This window comes from Spirillospora sp. NPDC052242, assembly GCF_040679555.1.
In the GTDB taxonomy this organism is placed as follows: domain Bacteria; phylum Actinomycetota; class Actinomycetes; order Streptosporangiales; family Streptosporangiaceae; genus Spirillospora.
Genome location: NZ_JBFAUZ010000014.1, coordinates 22229 through 48766 on the forward strand (window position 1 = coordinate 22229; position 26538 = coordinate 48766).

Here is a 26538-nt window from a genome sequence, read left to right on the forward strand (position 1 = left end):
GTCCCTTGGCGCGTCAACTCTCGCGGCCGCTCGCGCGGCGGCGTGATCGATATGTGATCAGGCGCTCTTAGGGGTCGCGGGCGTGGTCCGGGTGCGGTGCCGGGCGGTTTTCTGTGCGGCCCTGCGCTGGGCCGCGACCGCGCGGGCGCGGTTCAGGCTTTCCCTTACCTTGGCGGCGCCGCGGGCGGCGGTGGCGGTGTCGACGGCGCGCCCGGCGTAAACCGCGAGCACCTCGGAGACGGGGGGAGGCTGCCATTCCTCCTTGAGGACGACGGGGAGTGCGGGGCCGGTCGTGCCATTTGCGGACAGGGGGACGAGCGCGAGATGTGATCGGCAGTGCGGGCACTGCGCCCCCGGATGGGTGTCTCTGCTCATAACAAAGATGATTACCCAAGGGTCTGACAAAACGGCACCCTTGTTTTTGCGGCCGCGCAAGCCCGGCGGGCGGTGACCGGGCGTCGCCGGGGGACGGCGCCGCGGCGCGGGGTCGGCGCGCGGGCGGGCGATCGCGTTCCGCATCGACGGCCGGACGGCGGAGTGATCAACGGGAACCACGGGCACGATCTACGGTGTCTGACTCTTCGGCACCCCGGACGTTCCACAGCCGTTCACCTTGGTCAGGGAAAATACGAACATGACCGTCAACCCAGGACACATCCCCCGTTCCGGTGAAGCGCTGCCCGACGACCGCTTCCTCGACCGGGAGGAGAGCTGGCTGCGCTTCAACCAGCGCGTTCTGGAACTCGCCGAGGACCCGGCGCTGCCCCTCCTGGAACGCGTCCGGTTCCTGTCGATCTTCTCCAGCAACCTCGACGAGTTCTTCATGGTCCGCGTCGCGGGCCTCGCGCGCCGGATGGCGACCGGCCTGGCCGTGCAGTCGGCCAGCGGCCGGCAGCCGCGCGAGGTGCTGGAGCGCACCGGGGCGGTCGCGCACGAGCTGATGCTGCGGCACGCGGCCTGCTTCCGCGACGAGATCCGCCCCGCCCTCGGCAAGGAGGGCATCGACCTGCTGCGCTGGGACGAGCTGGCGGAGACCGAGCAGGAGCGGCTGCGGAGGTTCTTCCGCGACCGCATATACCCCGTGCTGACGCCGCTGGTCGTCGACTCGGCGCACCCGTTCCCGTACATCTCGGGCCTGTCGCTGAACCTGGCCGTCATCGTCCGGGACCCGGAGACGGACGCCACGATGTTCGCGCGCGTGAAGGTCCCGCCGCTGCTGCCCCGCTTCATCGAGGCGTCCCCCGACCGGTTCACCCCGCTCGAGGACGTCATCGCCGCGCACCTCGGGCAGCTGTTCGTCGGCATGGAGGTCGTCGAGCACCACGCGTTCCGCGTCACCCGCAACCAGGACCTCGAGATCGACGAGGACATCAGCGAGGGCCTGCTGCAGGCGCTCGAGCGGGAGCTGCTGCGGCGCCGGTTCGGGCCCGTCGTCCGGCTGGAGGTCGAGGAGTCGATCTCCGCGGGCGTCCTGGAGCTGCTCACGACCGAGCTGGCGATCGAGGAGGGCCAGATCTACCGGGTGGGCGGGCCGCTCGACCTCGGCGGGCTCGCCGCGATCGCCGACCTCGACCGGCCGGACCTGAAGTACCCGCCGTTCGTCCCGTCGAAGGAGGCGATCCCGGAGGACGCGAGCATCTTCGGCGCGATCCGCGAACGGGACGTGCTCGTCCAGCACCCCTACGACTCGTTCACGACGACCGTGCAGCGGCTCATCGAGGACGCCGCGGCCGACCCGCGCGTCCTGGCGATCAAGCAGACGCTGTACCGGACGAGCGGCGACTCGCCGGTCGTGGACGCGCTCATGAGCGCGGCCGAAGCGGGTAAGCAGGTCGTCGTGGTGGTAGAGCTGAAGGCGCGGTTCGACGAGCGCGCCAACATCGCGTGGGCGCGCAAGCTGGAGACCGCCGGCTGCCACGTCGTCTACGGGTTCGTCGGGCTGAAGACGCACTGCAAGCTCGCGCTCGTCGTCCGCCAGGACCCGGACGGCGTCCTGCGCCGCTACTGCCACATCGGCACCGGCAACTACCACCCGAAGACGGCCCGCCTCTACGAGGACTTCGGGCTGCTGACGGCGGACGCGGAGGTCGGCGAGGACGTCAGCGCCCTGTTCAACCACCTCACCGGCTACTCGCGGCAGGGCTCCTACCACCGGCTGCTGGTCGCGCCGCACAGCCTGCGGTCGGGGCTCGTCCAGCGCATCGAGCACGAGATCGACAACCACCGCAACGGGCATCCCGCGAGGGTCCGCGTCAAGTGCAACTCGCTCGTCGACGAGGTCGTCATCGACGCCCTGTACCGGGCGTCGCGCGCGGGCGTCCCGGTCGACGTGTGGGTGCGCGGCATATGCGCGCTGCGTCCCGGGGTGCCGGAGCTGTCGGAGACGGTCCGGGTCCGCAGCGTCCTCGGCCGCTTCCTGGAGCACTCCCGCGTCTTCGCGTTCGAGAACGGCGGCGACCCCGAGGTGTGGATCGGCAGCGCCGACCTGATGCACCGCAACCTCGACCGCCGCGTCGAGGCGCTCGTCAGCGTCACCGACCGGGCGCAGCGCGACCGGCTGATCGAGCTCATCGACATGGCCATGGACGAGGGCGCGCACGCCTGGTGCCTGGACGGCGAGGGCACCTGGACGCGCAACACGCCCCCGCCCGGCGGGACCCTGCAGGACATTCAGACGCACCTGGTGCGGAGCCGCCGCTGGAGGACGGTCGATGGCTGAGGCCGGTGACGACATGAGCACGGACGACGGCACTGACGACGGCACGGGCACGGGCGAGTCCCGGACGATCCACGCCGCGGGAGCCCTCCTGTGGCGGGACGGCCCCGAGTTCGCCGTGATCCACCGCCCCCGCTACGACGACTGGTCGCTGCCGAAGGGGAAGGTCGATCCGGGCGAGCACGTCCTGCGCGCCGCCGTCCGGGAGGTCGAGGAGGAGACCGGCATCGTGCCGCGGCTCGGCCGCCGCCTCCCGACGAGCACCTACCGGGTGCGGGGCCGGACGAAGCGGGTCGACTGGTGGGCGGCGCGCCCGGTCGCCGACGCGGCGTTCGTCCCGAACGAGGAGGTCGACCGGATCGAGTGGCTGCCCGCCGAGCGGGCCGCCGACCGGCTGTCCTACCGCCACGACGCCGAGCTGCTGGAGGAGTTCCTCGCGGGCCCGCCCGCCACCCGTCCGCTGGTGGTCCTGCGGCACGCCGCCGCCCACGCGAAGGCGGACTGGCGGGACGCCGACGAGCTGCGCCCCCTCGACTCCCGAGGGCGCGCGGAGGCGGCCCGGCTGTCGCCGCTGCTGGACTCGTTCGGGCCCGTCCGGCTGGTCAGCTCCGCGACCGCCCGCTGCGTCGAGACCGTCCTGCCGCACGCCCGCCGCACCCGCGCGCCCGTCACGACCGACGGCGCGTTCACCGTCGGCGAGACGGGCCCCGGGCAGGCCGTCGAGCGCCTCCTCGAACTCGTCGCGGACGGCGCCCCGGCGCTCGTCTGCACGCACGGCGAGATCGTCGAGGAGCTGGTGACCGGGCTGTGCCGGGAGCTCGGCGAGAAGGTCCCCGACGACCCGTGCCTGGCCAAGGGCGAGTTCTGGGTCGCGCACATCGCCGGGGACGCCATGCCCGCCCTGGAACGGCACGCCCCCTAGCGGAACGGGCGCGCGCGCTCTAGAAGGACGGCCCCAGCGTGCGCGACCAGGTGACGGCGAGCCGGTCGCGGGCGGTCTCCGCGCGGCACTCCTCCCGCCCGTACAGGACGCCGAGGGCGAACGCGTCCTCCGGCGTCCGGGCGCGGCCCTGGAAGGACCGGAGCCGCTCCATGGCGAGCACCCCGTCCTGGTGCTCGCCGAGCACCTCCTGGATGCGCTTGGCGTCCTTCGCGACCCGCTTCGCCGCCGCGCCGAGCACGGGCGCCGCCAGCTCCGCCGCGTAGCGCGCGCGCTTGGCGGCCTTGCGGGTCTCGTGCCGCGCGAGGTCCGGATCGTCGGCCGTCGCGATCGTCCGGTACTGGCGCGCCATCCGCTCCCACACCCGCGACACCAGCACCGGCAGCTCCTTGCGGGCCTTGTGCTCCGCGCGCTCGCCCAGCGGCGGGTCGGCGATCAGGTCGTCGAGCGCGCCGAGCAGCGCGAAGTACCGCGGCTCCTTCAGCGTCAGGTTCAGCCGCCGGTACGCGCCGCGCTCCCGCCGGGCCAGGTCGTCCAGCAGGTACAGGGGGCCGTCGGCGAACCGCATCCGCAGCACCTCGAGGTCGCGGACCTCGCCCAGCTCCGCCGCGAGCCACCGCAGCTCCGCCTGCACCGGCTCGGTCCGCGCCGGGTCGAGCACCGGCCGGTACGCCTGCATCGTGCTGCGCAGCCGCCGCGTCGCGATCCGCATCCGGTGGACGGCGTCGTCCTCGCCCAGCCGCGCCCGCGGGTCGTACTCGATCAGGCTCTCGAGCTGCGCCGCCAGGTACCCCATCACCGCGTCGCCCGCCGTCACCGTCGGCAGCTTCCCGTTCGCGGTCAGCTCCCGCAGCCGAGCCCGCGTCGCGGCCCGCGCGTCCGCGCCGGGCGCCGCCGGGACGTCCGCGCCGAGCAGCCGGCCCAGCTTCGACGACGACTTCGCCCGCCGCGCGCCCGCCTTGCGGAGCCGCTTGCCCGCCGCCTTCAGCAGCTCCGGCCCGCCGCCGCCGAGCTCGACCTCGATCTCCCGCCACCGGCGCGGCTCGCCGCCCTCCTCGCGGTACGCCGACACCAGGTCGTCGGCGACCTCGGCGAGGCCCGCGCCGTCCGCGTCCCGCAGGACCACGACCGTCCGGCGGGTCTCCAGCGTCGCGACGGGCACCAGCTCCGCGCCGCGCGTGTGGACGGCGACCAGCCCGGCGAGCCGCGCCGGGACGACGCGCGGGCGGCCCAGCGGCGCGCGGTGCTCCTGCTTGCCGTGCGGCCCCGCCGGGACCTTCAGGTGCCAGCCGGAGTCGTCGCCGCCGCGGCGGCGCCGCAGCGTGATCCCGAGCGCCGCCAGCCGCAGGTCCGCGGTGTCGAAGTAGGTCGCGTGCAGCTCGTGGACGCGCGGCTCGGCGGCCGCCGACACCCCCGGGAGATCGTCCAGCGGCGGGAGCACGAACCCCGCCTCCGCGTCGTACTTCTGCTCGATCTCCAGGTGCCGGTCGGCCACGGTGCGTCCCCTTCTACGCCGAGTTAAAGCCCACGTGACCAGCATTTCACGTGAAGATGAACGGCGGTAGAACGCCGCCGGACGCGGCCCGCGCCGCCCCTCGCCGCCCGCCGGCAACCCTCCGCCCCTTGGCACGGAGCCGGGACGCATGCGAACAATGGGGTCATGGATGCGGACGAACTTTACCGGCGGTGGCTGTTCGACGCGTGGGCGGGCGACTACGGCGTCCTCGACGAGATCATGGCGGAGGACTTCGTGGGGCACTGGCCCGCCATGCAGGTGCGCGGGCGGAAGGAGGCCGCCGACCAGATCCGGCACTCGCGCCACCTGTTCTCCGACATCGTGAACACCCTCGACGTGGGGCCCGTGGTGGGCGGCGACACGGTGGCGGCGCGGTGGACGTTCCACGGGACGTACCAGGGCGGGGTGCCCGGCGCGACGGCGTCGCCCGGGACGCGCGTGTCGTTCGTCGGGCAGGACATGTTCCGCGTCGCGGGCGGGCTGCTCGCCGAGTACTGGGTGGTGTCGGACGGCGTGGGCCTGATGACGGCGCTGGGAGCGTTCGGCGACTCCTGAGCGTCTAAGGTCGGGAAGGCCCGATCCGTCCGACGAAGGAGTGCGATGTCCGTCAAGCAGCCGTACGTGCCGGCGGAGGTCGGTACGCGCGTGGTGGAGCTGGTCTCCCGGGGGCAGGTGGTCAAGGCCGTCGCCGAGGTGCGCAAGGCGACCCGCATGGACCTCGTGGACGCCAAGAACTACGTCGACGGGATGCGGCTGGAGTGGATCGGCGCGCAGGTCACCGCCGAGGTCGAGGAGAAGGTCCGCGCGCTGCTCGCGGAGGGGCGCGCGAAGGACGCGGTGAAGCTCGTCCGGGACGCGGCCGGCCTCGGGCGCAGCGAGGGCAAGGACTTCGTGAAGGCGCTGCAGGGCGGCTGGCGGCGCGGCCGCGCGACCGCGGGGAGCGGCGGGAGCGGTGGCACGCTGGCGGACCGCGTGCGCCGGCTCGCCGACGCGGGCGACGTCGTGGCGGCCGTCGAGCTGGTGCGGGCCGACACGGGCATGACCGCCGAGGAGGCCGGCCGCTTCGTCCTCGCGATCGCCGCGGGCGCGACCGGCACGGGCGATGCGCGTACGGGCGAGGCGGACCCGTTCGACGGGGACGCGTTCGACGGGGGCTCGGCGGACACGAGCGCGGCGGGCTAGACGAGGGCGGCCGGTTCCGGCCCTGGAGCACGGCGATCTGACCGATAAGTCCGGTTGACCTGGAACATCTCCGGGTGGCTTAATATCCTGTATTCCGACTTATCAAGTAGGGAAGGTGGCCATGCGCTCGTTCGTGGTGCTCGCACTGGTGGGCCTCGGCGCCCAGCTGGTGGACGGGAGCCTGGGAATGGCCTACGGGGTGACGTCGACGACGCTGCTCCTCGCGGCGGGCACGAGCCCGGCGGCCGCCTCGGCCACCGTGCACCTGTCCGAGATCGGGACGACGCTGGCGTCCGGCGCCGCGCACTGGCGGTTCGGCAACGTCGACTGGAAGGTCGTCGCCAAGGTCGGCATCCCCGGCGCCGCCGGGGCGTTCGCCGGGGCGACGTTCCTGTCCTGGCTGTCCACCGAGGCCGCCGCGCCGGTGATGTCGCTGATCCTGCTGTCGCTCGGCGTCTACGTGCTCGTCCGCTTCACCCGGCGCGGGCCGTCCACCGCAAACCTGGGCAAGCCGCTGCGCCGCCGCTTCCTCGCCCCGCTCGGCATCGTGGCCGGCTTCGTGGACGCGTCGGGCGGCGGGGGCTGGGGCCCGGTCGGGACGCCCGCGCTGCTGGCGTCCGGGCGGATGGAGCCCCGCAAGGTCATCGGGACCATCGACACCAGCGAGTTCCTCGTCGCGGTCGCCGCGAGCCTCGGCTTCCTGGCCGGGCTCGGCACCGCCGGGATCAACGCCGGCTGGGCCGCCGCGCTGCTGCTCGGCGGGCTGGTCGCCGCGCCGATCGCGGCGTGGCTGGTGCGGCACCTGCCGCCGGCGGTGCTCGGCGCGGCCGTCGGCGGCGTGATCATCGTCACGAACGCCCGGACGCTGCTGAACAGCGACTGGATCGACGCCGGCGCGCCCGTCCGGTACGCCGTGTACGTCGTCCTCTACGCCCTCTGGGCGGCGGCCGTCGCGTACTCGGTCAGGCGGTACCGCGAGGAGCGCCGCGGGACCGCCGCGGCCGCCGCGGTCCCGGAGGCGACGGCCTGATCAGGCCGCGGAGGCGTGCTCGGACGTCGAGGCGTCGCCGCGGACGACGATGACCGGCAGCGGCCGGCGCGCGGGGGCCTCGGCGGTGCGGCGCAGGTAGCGGCGCTCCTCCGGGGTCGTCCCGCCCCAGACGCCGTCGGGCTCGCCGACGCGCAGCGCCCAGGTCAGGCAGTCGACCTGCACCGGGCAGTTGGCGCAGATCCGCTTGGCGGCCCGCTCCTGCTCCCGCAGGACCTCCGCCGAGTAGCCGATCGGAAAGAACAGGTCGGGATCGGCGCCGCGGCAGATCGCGTGGTCGGTCCAGTGTTCCTCGTTGTCGTTGCTGTGCATGTCTTCTCCCTGCGGCGGTGCGGCACGCCGCCGGCTTGGCGGGTCGAGGTGACGGTGTCTTCCACCCAACGTAGTACTACAACTCGTAGTACTACAAGTCGTTGCGGGAACACTGCAACTTAGCGCTCGGATAACCTGGTCGGTGTGCAGCGTGATCAAGAAGTGACCTTCCGCGAGGCGACGGCGGCCGATCTGCCGCAGATCGTCCGGCTTCTGGCCGACGATCCCCTCGGCGCGACCCGCGAAACGCCGGGCGACGACATCCCGGAGGCCTACTTCACCGCGTTCGCCGCCATCGAGAAGGACGCGAACAACACGGTCGTCGTCGCCGAGCGCGACGGCGAGATCATCGGCACGCTGCAGCTCACCTACATCCCCGGCCTCACCTACAACGGCGGCGAGCGCGCCCAGATCGAGGGCGTCCGCGTCGCGTCCGACCAGCGCGGCCACGGCGTCGGCCAGGCCCTCATCGGCTGGGCCGTCGACCGGGCCCGCGCCCGGGGCTGCCGGCTGGTGCAGCTCACCACCGACCGGCAGCGCCCCGACGCCATCCGCTTCTACCAGAAGATGGGCTTCCGCCCGTCCCACATGGGCATGAAGTACCACCTCGCCTGATCAGGGGAGCGCCTGATCAGGGGAGGAGTGCGACCTTCCCCACGATCCGGCGGTCGAGCAGGTCGTCCAGCACCTTCGGCGCCGCCGCGAGCGGCTCCGTCCGCGGCGCCTCCGGCACCAGCGTCCCCTTCGCGACCATCGCCAGCAACTCGTCCAGCAGGGCCCGCTGCTCCAGCGGATGCGCCATCGACCACGCGCCCCAGTCGACGCCGACGACCGTCCGGTTGCGCAGCAGCACCTGGTTGAGCGGCAGCGACGGGATGTCGCCCGACGCGAAGCCGATCACCACGTGCCGTCCGCCCTCGCGCAGCGAGCGCAGCGCCGGATCGGCCAGCGCGCCGCCCACCGGGTCGTACACGACGTCCACGCCGCCCTCCGACCAGCCGCGCGCGCCCGCTTTCACGTCCGCGAGGTCGATCGCCGCCTCCGCGCCCGCCGCGACCGCCGCGTCCCGCTTCGGACCGGACGACGCCGCGGCCAGCACCCGCGCCCCGAGCGCCGTCGCGATCCGCACCGCCGCGAGGCCCGTGCCGCCGCCGGCGCCCAGCACCAGCACCGTCTCGCCCGCCCGCAGCGCCGCCCGGTAGCGCAGGCCGAACAGGGCCGTGCAGTGGCTCTGGGTGAACGTCGCCGCCTCCGCGGCGCCGAGCGCGTCCGGGATCGGCACCGCCGCCGCCCCGGGCACGACCACGCGCGACGCGAACCCGCCGAGCCCGCACATCGCCAGCACCCGCTCGCCGGACGGCAGCGTCCCCGCGACCTCGCTGCCCGGGACGAACGGCAGCGGGGGCTTGATCTGGTACCGGCCCCGCACGAACAGGGCGTCCACGTAGTTGACGCCCGCCGCCTCCACCGTGATCGCCACCTGGCCGTCCCCGGGCTCGGGGTCCGGCATCTCCCTGAGGGCGAGCGAACCGAGTTCCTCGCAGACCATCGCACGCATCCGCCCACTATGGCGTAAGTGATTTCTTGCGCGTCCGGCGGGTGGAAACCGTTCGCGGCCACCGGTCGTTGACCTGATGACGGGTTCTCGACCTTACGGTGGCTTTCATGAGCTATGCACCCGACCAGGCCGCGGGCGGCCCCGCCCGGCGGCAACGCTCCGGCGGCCTCGCCAGGCACGGGGCGCGCGCGCTCGGGTCGGCCGTCCTGGTGCTGTCCGTCACCGCGGTGATGTGGGTGCTGGAGACGGTCGACTACGTGGCGAACGGGTGGTTCGACCGGTTCGGCATCGACCCCTGGAACGTCAACGACCTGCCGGACATCTTCACCGCGCCGTTCATGCACGCCGGGTTCGGGCACCTGATCGCGAACACGGTCCCGTTCCTGATCCTCGGGTTCATCGCCGCGACGCGGGGGATCGCGAAGTTCCTCGTCGCGAGCCTGATCGTGATCGTCGTCGGCGGGCTCGGCGTGTGGTTCACGAGTTCGGCGAACACCCTCGGCTCCAGCATCCTGATCTTCGGGTTCTTCGGGTACCTGCTGGGGCGCGGGCTGTTCGAGCGCCGGCTCGTGGACGTCGCGATCGCCGTCGGCGTCGTCGCCGTGTACGGGACGATGCTGCTCGGCGTCCTCCCGAGCGACCCGGCCATCTCGTGGCAGGGGCACCTGTTCGGGCTGATCGGCGGCGTGCTCGGGGCGTGGGCGCTGCGGCGCCGCCGCCCGGAGAAGGCCGCTATCGCGGACGTGCCGTGACCGGGGCGCCGGACCGCCGGTAGACGAGCCGCCGCAGGGCCGTCACGGCGGGTCCGCGGCGGCCGCGCCGGGCTGCTCGCCGTGCTCGGCGAGCAGCCCGGCATCGAGGTGGTGGGGGAGGCCGCCGACGGCGCCGAGCCGATCGGGCGGCTCACCGAGTCGGCGCCCTGGGCGCGGGTGCTGGTGCTCACCACCTACGACGGGTACGACGGGGCGGCCGACGTCGTCCCGGAGATCGACGCGGGAGCGGTCGGCTACCTGCTGAAGGACTCGCCGCGCGAGGAGCTGTTCCGGGGGCTGCGGGCGGCCGCGCGCGGGCGCAGCGTGCTGGCCCCGACGGCGGCGGCCCGGCTCATCGACCGCGTCCGGGCGCCGGCCCGGCCCCCGGCGGGCGCGCTGAGCGAGCGGGAGATCGAGGTGCCGGCCCTCGTCGCCGGGGGCGCGAGCAACCGCGAGGCCGCCCTACCGCGGACGCACCGTGACCTCGGACACCACCGCGTCGCGGGGCGTCTCGAGGGCGGCGACGAGGACGCGGGCGACGGTCGCCGGGGAGGCGAACTCGTCCGCGTCGTAGGGACGGCCCTCCTGCGCGCGCACACGCTGCTGCATGGTGGTCGCGGTGCGCCCGGGGAACAGCGTCGTGACGCGCAGGGACGGCTCCTCGGCGCGCAGCGAGTCGGCCAGCGCGCGCATCCCGTACTTGCTCGCCGCGTACGCGGCCCAGTTCGGGTTCGCGCGCAGCCCGGCGGTCGAGTTGACGAACACGACGTGCCCCTGCGCGGCGCGCAGGGACGGCAGCAGCAGCCGCGTCAGCTCGGCCGCCGACACCAGGTTCGTCGACAGGTGCTCCTGCCAGGTGTCGACGTCGAGGTCGGCGACGGACGACAGCCGCACGGTCCCGGCCGCGTGGATCAGGCCGTCCAGCCGCCCCGGGACGTGCGCGGGCGCGAGGGACGCCTCCAGCCGGCGCGGCTCGGCGAGGTCGAGCGCGACCGTGGTGATCGACGCGCCGGGGCCCTGCGCCGTCACCTCGTGCGGCGAGAAGCTCTGGGTGTTGGCATGGGCGCCGGTCCGCAGCGCGGCGGTGAGCGCCTCGAGGCGGTCGGTGGAGCGGCCGGTCAGGATGAGGTCGTGCCCGCGGCCCCGGAGCAGTTCCGCGACCGCCGTGCCGATGCCGCCGGTCGCCCCCGTGATCAGATACGTGCCCATGGCACCCCATTGTGCCGGGCGTCAGTTGGGGCGCAGGACGCGCGTGACCCCGGCGATCAGCGCGGTGGCGAGCACCCAGCCGGTCGCGACGAGCAGGTAGGCGACCCACCGGGACCAGCCGACCGCGTCGTAGGCGAGCTGCTGCCCGAACGTGTCGAGGGGGATGAGGAGGTCGAGGGAGTAGACGAGCGCGTGGAAGTCGGGCAGCTCGTCCGGGGGCCGGATGGCGTGCGGCTTCTCGATCGAGAACACCGTGGTGCCGACGGCGAGGAGGAACGCGAACCACGCGAACGCGAGCCACGGGCGGTACCCGTAGCCGACCGTCCAGTCCAGCAGGTGGTTCCAGGCGCGGCCGATGAAGTGCAGCCTGCGGCGGCGCGCGCGCAGCTTGGCGAGCTGCACCTTGCGGGCGAGGTCGTCGGAGCCGACCCCGTGGTACCAGGCGGCGAGCTGCTCGTACGGCTGGAGGTGGAAGTCCGGGTCGCGGGACACCCAGTCGAGGCGCTCCTTGAACCCGGCGCCGCGCAGCGTCTCGTAGACGAGGCCGTTGAGCAGCAGCTCCTCCGGCCACAGCTCCGGCAGGTCGTAGAGGACGCCGACCCGCGAGTACGACAGGTTGACCTTCCCCTTGATCCGCTCGGACGGCAGGAGCAGCAGCTCGTCGGCGTGCATGTGGGACGCGTGCAGCGACATGCGCCCGGGGTCGCCGGAGTCGAGGGTCCCCTTCGAGAAGGAGAGGATGCCGTTGAAGCGGGCGTTGCGGAGCCGGACGGTCCCGACGGCCCGGAACCCGGCGCTGAACTCGGCGGCGTCCTCGACGACCATGTTCTGCGCGTCCAGGGCGATGCGCCCCGGGTTGGACAGGACGGTCCCCTGCATGAACAGCCCGCCGTTCATGCGGGCCCCGACGAACCGGACGCCGCCGGTGATCTCGGCGTCGCGGATGAACGCGCCGACGTCCACGACGAGCCCGCCGCTGAACACGGCCCACTTCTCCGGGGCGTCGGCGGTGATGCGCGTCCCGTTCATCCGGAACCCGCCGGACAGCTGGGCGCGCGGCAGCCGCACCTGCCCCTCGATCGTCGAGCCGGACAGGCTCAGGTAGCCGTCCGCGCGCAGCCCGCCGCCGTCGAAGCCGGGCATCCGGCATTCGGCGAACCGCAGCTGGCGGGTGTCGGCGTTGGAGAAGTCGGGCTCCTCCACGAGCCTGCAGCGTTCGAGGCGCAGCTCGTGCTCGACCGTGCCGCCCGACACGTCCAGGCGTCCGATGACGTAGGCGCCGCGCAGCCGCAGGGCCGCGACGGCGCCGGGCCGGGCCTCGCAGGCGCCGAGCAGCAGCCGGGTGAGGACGTCCGCGCGGACGGTCCGGTCGGGCAGCGGGCCCTCGGGCACGTCGTCGCCGAGGACGACGGTCGTGCCGGTGGGGAACGCGGCCCACAGGCGTTCCTCCGCGTGGGTCAGGCCGGGGGGCGGGGTCACGGGAACCCTTTCTACGCGGCGATCCCCTCCGTGATCAAGATCGCGGAGGGGATCGGCGGCACGACGAGGTCGACGGCGGGTCGACGGCGGGTTAGAAGAAGCCCTTCCGGCGGCCCGCGTCCTGCAGGAAGCCGTTCAGCTGGGACTCCCAGTCGGTGTTGCCGACGGTCGCGTAGTCGACCTTGAAGCGGCTGAACGAGTCGTGGCCCTCGGTGAACACGCCGCCGCGCTTGTCGAGCTCCAGGACGACGTCCATGGAGGTCGGGTACGAGACGAACGTGACCTCGAGCTGCTTGATGCCGCTCGCGTACTGCGGCGGCGGGGCGAACTCGATCTCCTGGTAGAACGGCAGCGTCTGGTTGACGCCGTAGATGCGGCCCCGCTCGCAGTCGGCGTTGCGGAAGCGGAAGCCGAGGTTGCCGAACGCCTCCAGGATGCGCTCCTGCGCGGGCAGCGGCTGCACCACGATCGGGTCGAGGTCGCCCGGGTCGACCGCGCCGGCGACCTCCAGCTCGGTGGCGAGGCCGACGGTGGTGCCGAGCAGCGGGCGCCCGTACATGTGCGTCAGGGGCGCCTCCCACGGGATGGCGAACTCGAAGGGGATGGTGTGGCGCGAGCCGTCGTCCAGCTCGAAGCCCCCGGCGAGCGACACCTTCGCGTACTCGAGGTTCGTGACGTGCTCGGAGTCGCCCGACTCGACCTCGACCCGGCTGCGCAGCGCCAGGTTCAGCGACTTGATGTTGGAGTCGTGCTGACCTCCGATCAGCGTGACCTCGCCACGGACGACGCCGCCCGGCTGAGTGTTCGGGTTCTGCAGGGTCGTCTCGATCTGCGGGCCGCCGATGCCCATCGCCTGGCGGAGCTTCTTGAAGACCAAGGTTCTTCCTCCCGTGGTGGTGCCGAACGCCCCCTGGCGCTCTCGACACATAGACGCACATGTCGGGGTTCGCGTTCCACCCTGTCAGGAGAATCGGCCGCAGGAGAAGCGGAACGGCCGGAAAAGGACTCGATAGGCCGGATCCGGGCCCGAGCGGCGCACGAAATGGTCGTCCGGACGCATGCCGCGCGACGGTTCGTTGCGTCGTGCGGCGCTCGTCCGGGGATCGTCCGGCCCGTGCGAACGGCCGCCGAACATCGGGTGAACGTGCGCCGGGGCGCCGTCCGGACGGTCTCCGGACGGCGCCCCGGGCGCCTCGCGCGGTGCCGCTCAGTGGCCCCCGCCCGCCAGGTTGAGGCCGATGACGCCGATGATGATGCAGGTCAGCGCCCCGATCTTCAGCGCGGACACCTGGTCGCCCATCAGCAGCATGCCGAGCGCCGCGGTGCCGACGGCACCGATCCCGACCCAGACGGCGTACGCCGTCCCGACGTCGAGCGTGCGGAGCGCCATGTTGAGGAGGCCGAAACTGGTCACGGCGAAGGCGAGGAAGCCGACGGACGGCCACGGTTCGGTGAAGCCCTTGCTGGCCTTCAGGCACAGGGCCATGGCGACTTCGAAGAGGCCGGCGACGATGACGAGGATCCAGGCCATGTTCTGCTCCCGTGGACGAGACGACTGCGGTCCGCGTCGTCTTGTCCTGCCGGGTACGGCGCACCTCGTCCGGGAGGGCGGGCCGGACGTGCGTCCCGCCCCGGGCCCTCGTCCCCGTCCAACGGCCCGTCCCGCCCCGGTGTTCCCGCCGGTGGGGAGCGTCACCGGCGGGACACCGGCTCAGCTCCGGCCCAGCGCCCGGTACTCCCAGCCCGCGGCGCGCCAGCGGTCCGCGTCGAGGGCGTGCCGGCCGTCGACGATCCGCTTGTGCCGGACGACCTCGGCGAGGGCGTCGGGCTCGATCTCGCGGAAGTCCGACCACTCGGTGAGCAGCACGACCACGTCGGCGTCCTGGGCGACGTCGAACGCGCTCTCGCCGTAGCGCAGCTCGGGGAACGCGCGGCGCGCGTTGTCGAGCGCGGCCGGGTCGAACACGCGCACGTGCCCGCCGAGCCCGTGCATGGTGCGGGCGACGTCCAGCGCGGGGGCGTCCCGGATGTCGTCGGAGTTCGGCTTGAACGCCGCGCCCCACGCCGCGATGCGCTTGCCGGAGATCCCGCCGAGCATCTCCCGGACGAGGTCGACGGTGCGGGCGCGGCGCCGCCGGTTGATGTCGTCGACCTCGCGCAGGAACGACACCGCCTGCCCGACGCCGATCTCCTCGGCGCGGTGCGCGAACGCGCGGATGTCCTTCGGCAGGCAGCCGCCGCCGAAGCCGAGGCCCGGCTTGAGGAACTTGCCGCCGATGCGGTCGTCGAGGGCGAGCGAGTCGGCGAGGTCCTTGATGTCGGCGCCGACGGCCTCGCAGACCTCCGCCATCGCGTTGATGTAGGAGATCTTGGTGGCGAGGAACGAGTTCGCCGCGACCTTCACCAGCTCGGCCGTGGCGAGGTCGGTGCGCACGACCGGGGTGCCGAGGTCGAGGACCGGACGGAACGCCGCCTGCAGCCGCTCGTAGGCCCAGTCGGACGCGACGCCGAACACGAGCCGGTCGGGGTGCATCGTGTCGTCCACGGCGAAGCCCTCGCGGAGGAACTCGGGGTTCCACGCCAGCTCGACCTCGGTCCCGGCGGGCGCGAGCTCGTGCACGACGTCGGTGAGCCGCTTCGCGGTCCCCACCGGGACGGTCGACTTGCCGACGACGAGCGCGCGGCGGTTCAGGTGCGGCGCGAGGCTCCGCACGGCCGCGTCGACGTAGGTGAGGTCGGCCGCGTCCGAACCGGGCTGCTGCGGGGTCCCCACGCAGACGAAGTGCACGTCGCCGAACTCGCCAGCCTCCTCGAAGGAGGTGGTGAAGCGCAACCGGCCCGACTCGAGCGCCTTCGTGAGCAGCTCCGGCAGGCCGGGCTCGAAGAAGGGGACCTCACCGGCCGCGAGTTTGCCGATCTTGCGCTCGTCGACGTCCACGCCGAGTACCTCGAAGCCCAGCACCGCCATGCAGATGGCGTGCGTCGCACCGAGGTAACCGGTCCCGATGACGGTGAGCCTCGGGGCCTCCGCCTGGTTCATGGCACTTCTCCTTCTCGATGATGGTGACGGTAGAGCCCCTAAGAGCGCTTCCCCGTGTTCGCTGGCACTGCCCCGTGTGTCAGGAGCACTGCCCCGTGTTGAGCAGTTCGCCGCCCGAGACCCTGTTGTCGCAGGCGACCGCGTTGCCGGCCGAGTCGAGCCGGATCCCCACGCCCTTGGCGTCCCCGAGGGCGATGACGTTGCGGCGGAAGACGTTCCGCGTGCCCCAGCCCTTGTACTCCTCGTGCGTCTGGAAGCCGTCGGCGTTGGTCTTCGCGCCGCGGTTGTCCTCGACGACGTAGCCGTTGCCCTTGACGTCGACCCACGAGTCGTTGAATCCGCCGGACAGCTCCGTGCCGTCGAACGCGTTCCCCGCGATGCGCCCGCCGGACGTGCCCTCCTTGACGTCCACCGCCTCGGCGGTGGCCCTGATCTTGTTGCCGGCGACGAGGTTGTTGTCGCTGCGGTCCGGCTGCCCGCCGGTCAGCGTGCCCCAGTTGTTGTGGGACGAGCCGAGGTAGACGCCCTCGCCGAAGCGGGGGTTCTCGCGGCCCGTGCGCGATATGGAGTTGTACTGCACGGAGTTGCCCGTGCTGAAGCGTCGCAGATGGACGGCCTCGTCCCCGATGTCGCGGATCGTCAGTTCCTGGACGACCGACGCGCCCGTCCCGTCGAACATGACGCCCTTCTGGCTGTTCTGCAGCGTGAAGCCGATCAGCCGCCAGTGCGCCGCGTCCTGCAGGTGGAAGCCGTACCCCTCGCCGGTGCCGCCGCCGTCCAGGATCGACTTCGGCGTCCCGCACACGAAGATGGGCCGGTCCTTCGTGCCGGACTTCTGGCTGAGGAACTGCCCCGTGAACGTCCCGGGCGCCAACTGGATGACGGTCCCCGGCTCGGCGACGTTGAGCGCCTCCTGCAGCTTGACGCCGTCCGACACGGTGACGGTCGGCTCCGGGCAGGAGATCCGCTCGTCCGAGGTGGGCAGCGGGAACCGCTGCCCGCCTCCCGGGTCGCCCGCGCCCGCCCCGGCGCCCGCGCCGGTCGGCCCGCCGGGCCGGACGCTGGTCAGGTCGTCCGACGGCGGCGCCACGATGTCACCGCCGGCCGGGACGTCCTTCGGATCGTCGCCGGATCCGGTGGCGAGCACGACGAGCGCGCTGGTGGCGACCGCCCCGGCCACCAGGATCCCGGTGAACTTCAGATCGATCTTCACGATGCACCAACTTCACCCCCGGCCGCGCGCCGGCCGCGCGTCAGGAGCACTTCCCGTCCTTGGTGAGCTTGCCGCCGTTCACCATCTTGTTGTCGCACTTGACGATGTTGCCGCCCTTGGTGTCGGCGATCCCGACGCCGCTGCCGCCGCCCAGGTCGATGACGTTGCCGGTGAACGTGTTGTTCTTGCCCCAGCCGTCGATGATCTCGTGGGTTTGGAAGCCGTCCATCGGCGTACCAGTGCCCTTGTTGCCCTGGATCAGGTAGTTGTTGCCCTTGACGTCGATCCACGAGTCGTTGTGCTTGCTGCCGCCGGTCTTCGTCCCGTCGAACACGTTGTTCAGGATCTTGCCGCCGGACGTGCCCTCCTTGATGTCGATCGCCTCGGCGGTGGCCCGGATGACGTTGCCGCGCACGACGTTGTTGTCGCTCTTGTCGGGCTGCCCGCCGGTGATCTTCTCGAAGTTGGACTCGGCGGTGCCCAGGTACACGCCCTCGCCGAACTTCTCGCGGCGCATACCAGTGTTGTAGATCTTGTTGTACTGGACGGTGTTGCCGGTGGAGAACTTCCGCAGGTGGATGGCCTCGTCGCCGATCTGGTGGACGGTCAGCCCCTGGATGATCGACCCGTTGGTGCCGTCGCCCATCACGCCCTTCTGGCTGTTGCTGACGGTGAACCCGATCAGCCGCCAGTAGTTCGCGCCGTCCAGGTGCAGGCCGTAGCCCTCGTCGACGCCGCCGCCGTCCAGGACCGTCTTGGCGTCGCCGCACAGGTAGATCGGCTGCTGCTGGGTGCCGTCCGTCTTCGCGACGAACTTGCCCTTGTAGGTGCCGGGGTTCATCTTGATGACGTCGCCGGCCTTGGCGCTCCGCAGGGCCGTCTCCAGGGTCGCGGCGTCGTTCACCGTCGTGGTGGGCGCCGGGCAGTCGACCTTGCCCTCGCCCTCGGGGACGGGCAGCGTCAGCGCCGGTCCGGCCGCGCCGCCGTTCCCCTCGTCGTTGCCCTCGTCGCCCTCGTCCTCTTCCTCGCCCGGCTCGGTCGCGCCCGCGCCGGGCGCGACCGGCGCCAGCGACGAGTTCTGCGACGCGTTGCCGGGTTCGGGGTCGTCGTCGCCGCCGGTGAACAGGATCACCAGCGATCCGACGACGACGGCGCCGATCAGCAGGCCCGCGAGGAACTTGATGTCGATCTTGACTGTCATATGACGGTCCACTCCTTGGATCCGCTCTGGTGCGTCGTTGCCGTGCCGTGCCGTGCGCCGACCGGCCCGATGGGCCGGGCCTAGTGGTCGACGCGTGTCCCCGCGGGCTGCCGTCGCTGCTGGTGCGGCGGCGCCGCGGGAGCGGTACGGCGGAGCAGGCGCACGGGGCGCTCCTCGAGTTTGGTCTGGTCCTCGTACGGGTGGGCGCCGCGCCGGCCGATCCGCATCCCCGCGCCCCGCGAACGGAACATGGAGACGGCCACCAGCAGGAAGACGCCCGCCCAGATGATGTTCATGGGCTTGAACACGCGCTTGACCCAGGTCCAGAAACCGGCGGTCTTGTTCCAGCCCTTGATGTTGTTGCCGGTGTTCTTGTACTGGCCCTCGGCGCGGTCGTAGTCGAGCGCGCTCGACCCGGACCCGCTGATGGTGTTCCCGGCGATGACCGTCGCGGAGACGTCGCCGTTCAGCGTCACGCCGTGCCGGGACGCCGACTGGACGGTGTTGCCCTGCAGCGTCACCGACGAGTCGCGCACGTACAGGGCGGTCTGCGTGCCGTGGATGACGTTCCCCGCGACGCTGCCGCCCTCGACGCCGTCCCGCAGCACGATGCCCTGCCGCTCGGGCCCCCGGACCTGGTTCCCCGAGATCTGCACCTGGGTCGCCATCTCGCGGGCCACGATGCCCATGTCGCCGCCGGTCACCCGGCTGTTCTGCACGGCGACGTTGTCGCCGCCGAGGATCTCGAACCCGTACCGCTCGTTGTTCTCGGCGGCGCTCCCGCTGATGAGGTTCTGGCCGAACGCCGTCGTCGCCTCGCCGGACGCGGACGGGCCGTCCGCGAGCGGCTGCCCGTTCAGCGTGAAGCCGTTGCCGCCGTTGTCCCGGGAGGTGCAGTTCGTGATCCGCACGCCCTCGGTGCCGCGCGACAGGACGAACCCGTCGCCGCGGCTCCGCGACACCGTGGTGTTCTCGATCGTCGCGTTCTTCGCGAACCGGTGCAGCAGCACCCCGTTCACGAGGCTGTTGGTGATCTCGTTGTTGGTGAGCCGCGTCTGGTTCGACGCGGTCACGAAGATCCCGTACGCGTTGCCGTCGAACGTCGAGTTGTCGACCGTCCCGCTGACCAGGCTCGCCTGCGGCACGTAGAACGACGTCGAGGCGCCCGCGCCGGCCGCGGCCTGCACCTCGATCTGCTCCTGGTTGCCGCGGGTCGTCTCCGTGGAGCCGTCCGGCATCCGCACCCTGTGCGGCGCGGCCGGCGCGGTGGCCCGCTCGGCGGACGAGTCCGGACGGTCGGAGCCCGTGAGCGCCACGCCTCCGGTGCGGCCGCTCCAGAACCCGAGGTGCTTCACGTTCGTGTACGTCATGCTGAACGAGCCGCCGATCGCCCGGATGTAGGCGCGGCCGTCGTTCACGGCCGTGTCCGGCTTGTTCGTCGACTCGTTCCAGCTCGTGATGTTCACCGGGTTCTGCGCGGACCCGTTGATCCGGACGCTGCCGCCCGCACTGACGATCGAGGTGAACGAGCCGGGCACGCTGCGCATCCGGATCGTCAGCGGGCCGTCGCCGCTCTGCAGCACCAGCTTCCCGCCGGCCGCCACCATGATGTTGACGTTGAGCAGGTACGACCCGTCGCCGAGCTGCTGGAAGTCCTCACCGGCGAGCTTCTGCAGCTCCGACACGTAGTAGGGCTCGCGGCGCTGCGGCAGCATCAGCGTCCGGCCGTTCGCCGAGCTCATCAGCCGCGGCTGCCGCGCCTTCGCGGCCGCCGCGCCGCCGCCGGCGATGTCGGACTCTTGGAGGGCGCGGGTCTGCATGATCCGCAGGTCCTCCTGGTCGACGAGCGTCGACTGCTGCTGCGCGGCCGTCGTCGACACCTCGTTCACGCCGGGGATCTCGGGCGGCCGGTCGGTGTACGTGCGGTACGCGTACGTGCCGCCGCCGGCCAGGCCGAGCACCAGCAGCGTCGTCAGGATCTTGCCGCCGCTCCCCTTCTTCTTCGGGGGCGCGGCGCCGTGCGCGGGCCCGGACGGGCGCGCGGGGCCCGCCGGATCCGTGGGGCCGGCCGGGCGGGGCGTGTTCGCGGGGGCGTTCATCGGGGGCTCACCTCCGTTCCGGCTGCGGGACGCCGCTGCGCGGCGTCGGGTGCGGGGGCGTCTGCGGCGGCTGCACCGGCAGCGGCCCGGTCGTCGTCGCGCCGTTCGGCGCCGCGTGCTGCGGGCCGCGCGGCCGTCCGGCGGACGGGGCGGGCTGCGGGCGCGGACCGGACGGCTGCGGGCCGTTCGGCGCCGCGTGCCGCGGCGGCGCGGTGCCGGGGCCGCCGCGGCGCCCGGCGGCGGTCGGGATCGGCTGCGGGACGGGCACCGGCCCGCCCGCCGGGGCGGCGTGCCGTCCCGCGACGGGCTGCCCGACCGGGACGCCCGCGGGGGCGGCGCCGACCGGGACGCCCGCGGGGGCGCCCGCCGGGGCCGCCGCACCGGCCGGCGCGGGACCGGCGGGGCGGCGCGGCAGGCTCCACACCTGCCGCTTCTCCATCGGCTGCTGCAGCTCGTACGGGTGCACGCCGGTGCGGCCGATGCGCAGGCCGCCGTTGCGCGCCCGCATCATCGAGAACAGCACCATGAAGAACACGCCCGCCCAGATCATGTTCATCGGGGTCAGGTAGCGCCGCGCCTTCATCCACAGCGACGCCGTGTCGGTCCAGCCGTCGGTGTTGTTGTCGTCCTCGGCGATGTCGCCGCTGGACCGGGACGTGCTGACCGCGCTCGTCCCCCGGCCCTGCAGGGTGTTGTTGCGGACCTCGGAGCCCTCGGCGTCCCCGACGAACGTGATGCCGTGCGCGGCCGCGCCGCGGATCACGTTCCCGGTCAGCTTCCCGGACGAGTCGCGCAGGTAGATGCCGGTGCGGGCGCCGACGATCGTGTTCCCGGCGAGGCTCGCGTCGTCGACGCCGTCGCGGACCGAGATGCCCTGCCGGACCTGCTCGCTGAGCTGGTTGCCGGAGATCTGCACGTCGCCGGCGCCCTGCCGGACGACGATGCCCATGTCACCGCCGATGATCTTGCTGTTCTGCACCGACAGCTTGTCGCCGCCGAGCAGCTCGACGCCGTAGTGGCCGTTGTTCCGGGAGACGCTGTTGCTGATGGAGCTGCCGCCGAACGCCTTCAGCGACTCGCCCGACGCGGACGGCCCCTCGGCCAGCGGCTGCCCGTTGACGGTGAAGCCGTTGTGGCCGTTGCGCTCGGCCGTGCAGTTCGTCACCTGGATCTTCTCGGTGGCGCGGGCGAGCGCGAAGCCGTCGCCGCGGCTGCCGATCACCGTCGTGTTCGAGATGTTGGCGTTCTTCGCGAACCGGTGCATGACCAGCCCGTCCACCAGGCTGTTCTCGATCCGGTTGTTGGTGATCTGCGTCTGGTTCGACCCGGAGACGAACAGCCCGTACGCGTTCCCGGTGATCGTCGCGTTGTCGATCGACCCGGTGACGAGGTCGGCCGCGGGCACGTGCGTCGCGGTGCCGCCCGGCTCGACGATCTCGATGTCGCCGGGGCCGCCGCCACCGCCGCGGTTCTTGTTGGCCTCGAGCCGCTCCTGCTTGGCCTTGTGCCGCTCTTCCTTGGTCTTGCGCTTCTGCTCGTTCTGCGGCCGGTCGGTGCCGGTCATCGCGATGCCGCCGGTCCGGCCGCTCCAGAAGCCGAGGTGGGAGAACTTGGCGTGCTTGATGTGGAACTCGCCGCCGACCGCCCGCAGGTAGGCGCGCCCGTCGGTCAGCTCGGTGTCGGGCGTATTGGTCCGCGGGTCCCAGCTGGTGATCTGCACCGGGTTCTGCTTGGTGCCCTCGATGTCGAGCTCGCCGCCGAAGCTGACGATCGACGCGTACGCGCCCGGCATGCTGCCCATCCGCAGGACGAGCGGCCCGTCGGGGTTCTTCAGCGTCAGCTTCGCGCCGTCGGCGACGAACACCGGGATGCCGAGCAGGAACGAGCCGTCCGGCAGCCGCTTGAAGTACTTGCCGCCGTACTTGGCGAGGTCGGCGACCGTGTAGTCCTGGCCGATCGGCGGCAGCACGAGCGTCTTGCCGTGGCTGGAGCCGAAGATCTGCGGCTGCTTCCACTGCGCGGTGGCCGCGCCGCCGATCTGCAGGATCGCGGTCAGGACGGACCTGATCTGCAGGATCCGCTGGTCCTCCTGGTCGACGAGCGTGGCCTGCGGGGTCGCCTCACCGGCCGGCTGCCCGGCCTGCGGGGTCTGCTGGGCTCCCGGCTGGGCGCGCTGCTGTTGCGCACCCTGCTGGGCACCTTGCTGCGCACCCTGCTGCTGGCCGTTCTGGGGCCGGCCGGAGGGCTGTCCGGTCGGCTGCCCGGTGGGCTGACCCGTCGGCTGGCCGGTGGGCTGGCCGGCCTGGGTGGGCTGGGGCGTCGGCGCCGCGTGCGCCGGGGCCGCGGGCAGCGCCGCGACCACCGGGACGAGGCCGATGCCCAGCGCGAGCCCGGCGGCCGCCGCCGTCCGCGGGCCGCGCCGGAGCGGGCCGGGCGGGCGCGTCGCGCGCGTCCGCGTCAGGGGGGTGGGAAGCGTCAACTCAGCCCACTCCCTGCAGCGAGCTGGCGCTCTGCCCGGCGCCGCCGACCTGGTCGGCGGAGCGGGTCAGCCAGCCCTGCTTGTTCATGGTGATGAACGCGTACAGCTTGATCGGCAGCGAGATCATGATGATCACGAGAGCGGTCAGCGGCAGCAGCAGGATCTCCTTCGGGTGCCGCTTGAGGTGCGACCAGCCGCGCACGCCGCGGCCGAACAGCACCCAGCCGATGGCCAGCGAGATGCCGAGCGGGGTGAGGTTGTCGAGGATGCGGCTGAAGATGAGGTAGGCGAGGGTGACGCCCATCGTCACGGGGGTCAGCAGGATCTGCAGGACGGTGACCTTGGTGACGAACGGGGTCTTCCACAGCCAGCCCTTCCACAGGGCGGTGAGGTAGCAGCGGTAGGAGTTGCGGCTCCACCGGATGCGCTGCTTGAAGAAGGCGCGGAACGAGTCGGGGAACATGGAGATCGCGCGCGCGGACGACTGGTGCACCGTCTTGTAGCCCTGCGACAGCGTCAGCCAGGTCAGCCGGCCGTCGTCGCCGGCGATGCAGCGGCGGCCGAGGAAGAACTCGTTCTCCAGGTTCTCCACCACGGGGAGGATGACCGAGCGGCGGTAGGCGGCCGTCCGGCCGGACAGGCAGGCGACGCCGCCCTTGGAGCCCATCGCCGGGACGTAGTCGTAGTAGCGCAGGTTGACGAGCCAGTCGGCGATCCGGCGCCACACGCTCGTCTCGCGCTGGAAGACGTTTTGCTGGGTGCCGACGCCGCCGACCTGGGGGTCCTCGAAGGGCATCTGGACGGCGTCCAGCAGGCCGGGCTGCCACCAGGTGTCGGAGTCGGCGAAGACGATGATCTCGCCGCGGGCCGCGCGGATGCCGACGCCGAGCGCCGACCGCTTGCCCGAGTGCTCGTAGACGAGGACGTGGACGCGCGGGTCGGTGACCTGCGCCAGCCGCCGGTGCCCCTCGGTGTCGGCGACGTCGATCACGATGATGATCTCGCTGGGGTTCTGGGCGAGCCAGCTGTCCAGGCAGCGCATCATGATCTCGGGGTCCTCGCGGTACGAGGGGACCACCACGGACACGGTCGTCCGGAAGTTGTTCACGACCGGCTTGTCCATGCGGGAGAGGATCACCCGGTAGAGCCAGAGCCCCCAGACCAGAAGGCCCGCGAACCCCAGCGGGATGAAGTCTCTCCAGTCGCCGCTGGAGAACGCCCCCGTTATCGAACTCCAGGCATCATTGAGCCACCCCGTGACAGACGACAATTCCAGTCCTTCCTCTGCTCGGGCTCCGGGGGAGAACCCGCAGACCCTTGTGACCCCGTGCCACCTCAAGTAAGAGGGACGAGGCCCCCGATTGGTTCACGTTTGCCAGATCCGGTCATGGCGCTCCGCGGCGCCGGAGAGCTAGCAGTAAGACCCGTTCCTGTCAAGGGTTCGGCGAGGATCGTTCCGAAAGCGATGCCCCGGCAATGGGTGCGCAAGCCGGGGGACATGATTCTGAAACGCCCAACCATGAGTTGACCAGGCTGTTGAGGGCGAATAGTCCCTTTTGTTACGAAATGTTCGTTTGTGTCTACCGATTGGTAACGGAGTTGCACTGTTCGTGTGAGTTGCGTCACTTTGTAGGCCCGATGGTAAGGCACATGTGGCCCGCGTCCCGGTGAACGCCGGATTCCTGGTGGTTCTCACTGGTTACCAGCGGGTAGCATGTCGTTGAGTTACTGACCAGTACGCAGTGCGGGGCCGTCGGCAGCCCGCCGAGCCGAACGGAGTCTCGAATGGGGCACTACAAGAGCAACCTCCGTGACCTGGAGTTCAACCTCTTCGAGGTGTTCAGGCGCCAGGACCTCCTCGGAAGCGGCCCGTACGCGGAGCTGGACGAGGACACCGTGCGCAGCATCCTCGACGAGGTGAACCGCCTCGCCGAGGGGCCGCTCGCCGACTCGTTCGAGGACGCCGACCGCAACCCGCCGGTCTTCGACCCGGCCGCCGGCACCGTAAGCATGCCGGAGAGCTTCAAGAAGAGCTACCAGGCGTGGATGGACGCCGAGTGGTACCGCCTCGACCTCGTGCCGGAGTTCGGCGGCAGCGGCGCCCCCCGTTCGCTCACCTGGGCGGTGGCCGAGCAGGTCCTCGGTGCCAACCCGGCCGTCTACATGTTCTCCTCCGGCCCCGGCTTCGCCCAGATCCTGTGGCAGATCGGCACCCCCGAGCAGAAGCGGTTCGCCGAGCTGGCCCTTGAGCGGCAGTGGGGCGCCACGATGGTGCTGACCGAGCCGGACGCGGGCTCCGACGTCGGCGCGGGCCGCACCAAGGCCGTCCGGCAGGCGGACGGCACCTGGCACATCGAGGGCGTGAAGCGGTTCATCACCTCGGCCGAGCACGACATGTCCGAGAACGTGTTCCACCTGGTGCTGGCCCGCCCCGAGGGCGCCGGCCCCGGCACCAAGGGCCTGTCGATGTTCCTCGTGCCCAAGTACATGGTCGACCTCGAGACCGGTGAGCTCGGCGAGCGCAACGGCGCCTACGTCACCAACGTCGAGAAGAAGATGGGCCTCAAGGTCTCCACCACCTGCGAGCTCACCTTCGGCGAGAAGCACCCGGCCGTCGGCTACCTCGTCGGCGACGTGCACGAGGGCATCAAGCAGATGTTCCTCGTCATCGAGTACGCCCGCATGATGGTCGGCACCAAGGCGATCGCCACCCTCTCCACCGGCTACCTCAACGCGCTCGAGTACGCCAAGGAGCGCGTCCAGGGCGCCGACATGACGCAGATGACCGACAAGACGGCCCCGCGCGTCACGATCACGCACCACCCGGACGTCCGGCGCAGCCTCCTCACGCAGAAGGCGTACGCCGAGGGCATGCGGGCGCTCGTCCTGCTCACCGCCTCCTACCAGGACGCCGTGCAGATCGCCGAGCACGAGGGCCGCAAGGACGAGCAGGCCGAGAAGCTCAACGACCTGCTGCTCCCGATCGTCAAGGGCTTCGGGTCCGAGCGGGCGTACGCCCTGCTCGGCGCCGAGTCGCTGCAGACCCTCGGCGGCTCCGGCTTCCTGCAGGAGTACCCGATCGAGCAGTACATCCGCGACTCCAAGATCGACACCCTGTACGAGGGCACCACCGCCATCCAGGGCCAGGACCTGTTCTTCCGGAAGATCCTCCGGGACAACGGGGAGGCCCTGAAGGTGCTCGCCGGCGAGATCAAGGCGTTCACCGAGAGCGAGGCGGGCAACGGCCGCCTCAAGAACGAGCGCGCCGCCCTCGCCCGCGGGCTGGACGACGTCCAGGGGATCCTCGACCCGATGATCGGGTGGGCCCTCTCCTCCATGGAGAACCCGAAGGAGCTGTACAAGGTCGGGCTGAACTCCAGCCGCCTCCTGCTCGCCCTCGGCGACCTGATCGTCGGCTGGCTGCTCTGCCGCCAGGCCGAGATCGCGCTGGCCGCCCTCGGCGGCGGCGACGTCTCCGACTCCGACAAGGCGTTCTACACCGGCAAGGTCGCCGCCGCGCAGTTCTTCTGCCAGACCGTCCTGCCGCGCCTGGCCGCCGACCGCGCCGTCACCGAGGCCACCACCCTGGACGCCATGGAGCTGCCCGAAGAGGCCTTCTGACGCACCGTCCCGGGCATGCCGGGGAGGCCCCCTCGACCTCGCACCTCGACCGGGCCCGCCTCCCGCGGCCGGCACGCGGCCCCCGTCGCATCGCGGCGGGGGCCGCTGCGCGTCCGGTGCCCGGACCGCTACCGTAAGCCTCGTCCTCCCGCTCCCTCCCGACCGACCGGAGA

Annotated in this window: 22 protein-coding genes and 1 riboswitch; of the genes, 8 read left to right on the top strand and 14 right to left on the bottom strand. The window is 72.0% G+C overall.

Going from position 1 to position 26538, the window contains the following annotated elements; all coding sequences use genetic code 11:
• Positions 1 to 57: 57 nt before the first annotated feature.
• Positions 58 to 375 (bottom strand): hypothetical protein, encoded by a 318-nt coding sequence (locus AB0L25_RS13815; protein ID WP_500171798.1) that lies wholly within the window; start codon positions 373 to 375, stop codon positions 58 to 60.
• 259 nt (positions 376 to 634) lie between these two features.
• Between AB0L25_RS13815 and AB0L25_RS13820 the strand changes: the two genes are divergently transcribed.
• Both AB0L25_RS13820 and AB0L25_RS13825 read left to right on the top strand, forming a co-directional pair.
• On the top strand, positions 635 to 2719 hold the full coding sequence (locus AB0L25_RS13820) for an RNA degradosome polyphosphate kinase (RefSeq protein WP_500171799.1): 2085 nt from the start codon (positions 635 to 637) through the stop codon (positions 2717 to 2719).
• Entirely contained in the window at positions 2712 to 3638 is a 927-nt protein-coding gene (locus AB0L25_RS13825; RefSeq protein ID WP_500171801.1) for an NUDIX hydrolase, read from the top strand. Before AB0L25_RS13820 ends, AB0L25_RS13825 begins: the two co-directional genes overlap by 8 nt.
• A 19-nt stretch (positions 3639 to 3657) precedes the next feature.
• Here the strand turns inward: AB0L25_RS13825 and AB0L25_RS13830 are convergent, their stop codons facing one another.
• A complete protein-coding gene (locus tag AB0L25_RS13830) occupies positions 3658 to 5151 on the bottom strand; it encodes a CYTH and CHAD domain-containing protein (protein ID WP_500171803.1) in 1494 nt (497 codons plus the stop codon).
• A 165-nt stretch (positions 5152 to 5316) separates the two neighbouring features.
• Between AB0L25_RS13830 and AB0L25_RS13835 the strand changes: the two genes are divergently transcribed.
• From AB0L25_RS13835 to AB0L25_RS13845, 3 genes are all read left to right on the top strand, one after another.
• Complete coding sequence (locus AB0L25_RS13835; RefSeq protein ID WP_500171805.1) at positions 5317 to 5727, top strand: ester cyclase; 411 nt, start codon at positions 5317 to 5319, stop codon at positions 5725 to 5727.
• Between the two features lie 45 nt (positions 5728 to 5772).
• Positions 5773 to 6354: a hypothetical protein gene (locus tag AB0L25_RS13840; protein ID WP_500171807.1), complete on the top strand. Its 582-nt coding sequence runs from the start codon at positions 5773 to 5775 to the stop codon at positions 6352 to 6354.
• A 121-nt stretch (positions 6355 to 6475) separates the two neighbouring features.
• The gene (locus AB0L25_RS13845; RefSeq protein WP_500171809.1) at positions 6476 to 7384 is read left to right on the top strand and encodes a sulfite exporter TauE/SafE family protein; all 909 of its coding nucleotides are present in this window, start codon (positions 6476 to 6478) and stop codon (positions 7382 to 7384) included.
• Here the strand turns inward: AB0L25_RS13845 and AB0L25_RS13850 are convergent, their stop codons facing one another.
• Positions 7385 to 7714, bottom strand: a complete 330-nt coding sequence (locus tag AB0L25_RS13850) for a WhiB family transcriptional regulator (protein WP_500171811.1) — start codon at positions 7712 to 7714, stop codon at positions 7385 to 7387.
• A 162-nt stretch (positions 7715 to 7876) separates the two neighbouring features.
• On the opposite strand from AB0L25_RS13850, the gene AB0L25_RS13855 reads away from it, so the two are divergent.
• Entirely contained in the window at positions 7877 to 8329 is a 453-nt protein-coding gene (locus tag AB0L25_RS13855) for a GNAT family N-acetyltransferase (protein WP_500171999.1), read from the top strand.
• Positions 8330 to 8345: 16 nt separating this feature from the next.
• Here the strand turns inward: AB0L25_RS13855 and AB0L25_RS13860 are convergent, their stop codons facing one another.
• The gene (locus AB0L25_RS13860; protein WP_500171812.1) at positions 8346 to 9272 is read right to left on the bottom strand and encodes an NADPH:quinone oxidoreductase family protein; all 927 of its coding nucleotides are present in this window, start codon (positions 9270 to 9272) and stop codon (positions 8346 to 8348) included.
• A 107-nt stretch (positions 9273 to 9379) separates the two neighbouring features.
• On the opposite strand from AB0L25_RS13860, the gene AB0L25_RS13865 reads away from it, so the two are divergent.
• Entirely contained in the window at positions 9380 to 10024 is a 645-nt protein-coding gene (locus AB0L25_RS13865; RefSeq protein WP_500171814.1) for a rhomboid family intramembrane serine protease, read from the top strand.
• 462 nt (positions 10025 to 10486) lie between these two features.
• On the opposite strand, the gene AB0L25_RS13870 is transcribed toward AB0L25_RS13865, so the two are convergent.
• The 10 genes from AB0L25_RS13870 to AB0L25_RS13915 form a co-directional block, all read right to left on the bottom strand.
• Entirely contained in the window at positions 10487 to 11233 is a 747-nt protein-coding gene (locus AB0L25_RS13870; protein ID WP_500171815.1) for an SDR family oxidoreductase, read from the bottom strand.
• Between the two features lie 21 nt (positions 11234 to 11254).
• Complete coding sequence (locus AB0L25_RS13875; protein ID WP_500171816.1) at positions 11255 to 12712, bottom strand: Clp protease/crotonase-like domain-containing protein; 1458 nt, start codon at positions 12710 to 12712, stop codon at positions 11255 to 11257.
• A 91-nt stretch (positions 12713 to 12803) separates the two neighbouring features.
• Complete coding sequence (locus AB0L25_RS13880) at positions 12804 to 13589, bottom strand: sporulation protein (protein ID WP_500171818.1); 786 nt, start codon at positions 13587 to 13589, stop codon at positions 12804 to 12806.
• A 330-nt stretch (positions 13590 to 13919) separates the two neighbouring features.
• Positions 13920 to 14243 (bottom strand): DMT family transporter, encoded by a 324-nt coding sequence (locus tag AB0L25_RS13885; RefSeq protein ID WP_500171819.1) that lies wholly within the window; start codon positions 14241 to 14243, stop codon positions 13920 to 13922.
• Positions 14244 to 14273: 30 nt separating this feature from the next.
• Positions 14274 to 14332: riboswitch (guanidine-III (ykkC-III) riboswitch) on the bottom strand.
• A gap of 91 nt (positions 14333 to 14423) precedes the next feature.
• Positions 14424 to 15752, bottom strand: coding sequence for a UDP-glucose dehydrogenase family protein (locus tag AB0L25_RS13890; protein WP_500171821.1), 1329 nt, complete (start codon positions 15750 to 15752; stop codon positions 14424 to 14426).
• Between the two features lie 79 nt (positions 15753 to 15831).
• Positions 15832 to 16965 carry a right-handed parallel beta-helix repeat-containing protein gene (locus AB0L25_RS13895; RefSeq protein WP_500171822.1) on the bottom strand — a complete coding sequence of 378 codons (1134 nt, stop codon included), beginning with the start codon at positions 16963 to 16965 and terminating at the stop codon, positions 15832 to 15834.
• Positions 16966 to 17005: 40 nt separating this feature from the next.
• Positions 17006 to 18166, bottom strand: coding sequence for a right-handed parallel beta-helix repeat-containing protein (locus tag AB0L25_RS13900; protein WP_500171824.1), 1161 nt, complete (start codon positions 18164 to 18166; stop codon positions 17006 to 17008).
• A gap of 80 nt (positions 18167 to 18246) precedes the next feature.
• Positions 18247 to 20265: a right-handed parallel beta-helix repeat-containing protein gene (locus AB0L25_RS13905; RefSeq protein ID WP_500171825.1), complete on the bottom strand. Its 2019-nt coding sequence runs from the start codon at positions 20263 to 20265 to the stop codon at positions 18247 to 18249.
• Positions 20266 to 20272: 7 nt separating this feature from the next.
• On the bottom strand, positions 20273 to 22744 hold the full coding sequence (locus AB0L25_RS13910) for a right-handed parallel beta-helix repeat-containing protein (RefSeq protein ID WP_500171826.1): 2472 nt from the start codon (positions 22742 to 22744) through the stop codon (positions 20273 to 20275).
• Position 22745: 1 nt separating this feature from the next.
• Entirely contained in the window at positions 22746 to 24014 is a 1269-nt protein-coding gene (locus tag AB0L25_RS13915) for a glycosyltransferase family 2 protein (RefSeq protein WP_500171828.1), read from the bottom strand.
• A 515-nt stretch (positions 24015 to 24529) separates the two neighbouring features.
• Here AB0L25_RS13915 and AB0L25_RS13920 point away from each other — a divergent pair.
• On the top strand, positions 24530 to 26365 hold the full coding sequence (locus AB0L25_RS13920; RefSeq protein WP_500171830.1) for an acyl-CoA dehydrogenase: 1836 nt from the start codon (positions 24530 to 24532) through the stop codon (positions 26363 to 26365).
• Positions 26366 to 26538: the final 173 nt, after the last annotated feature.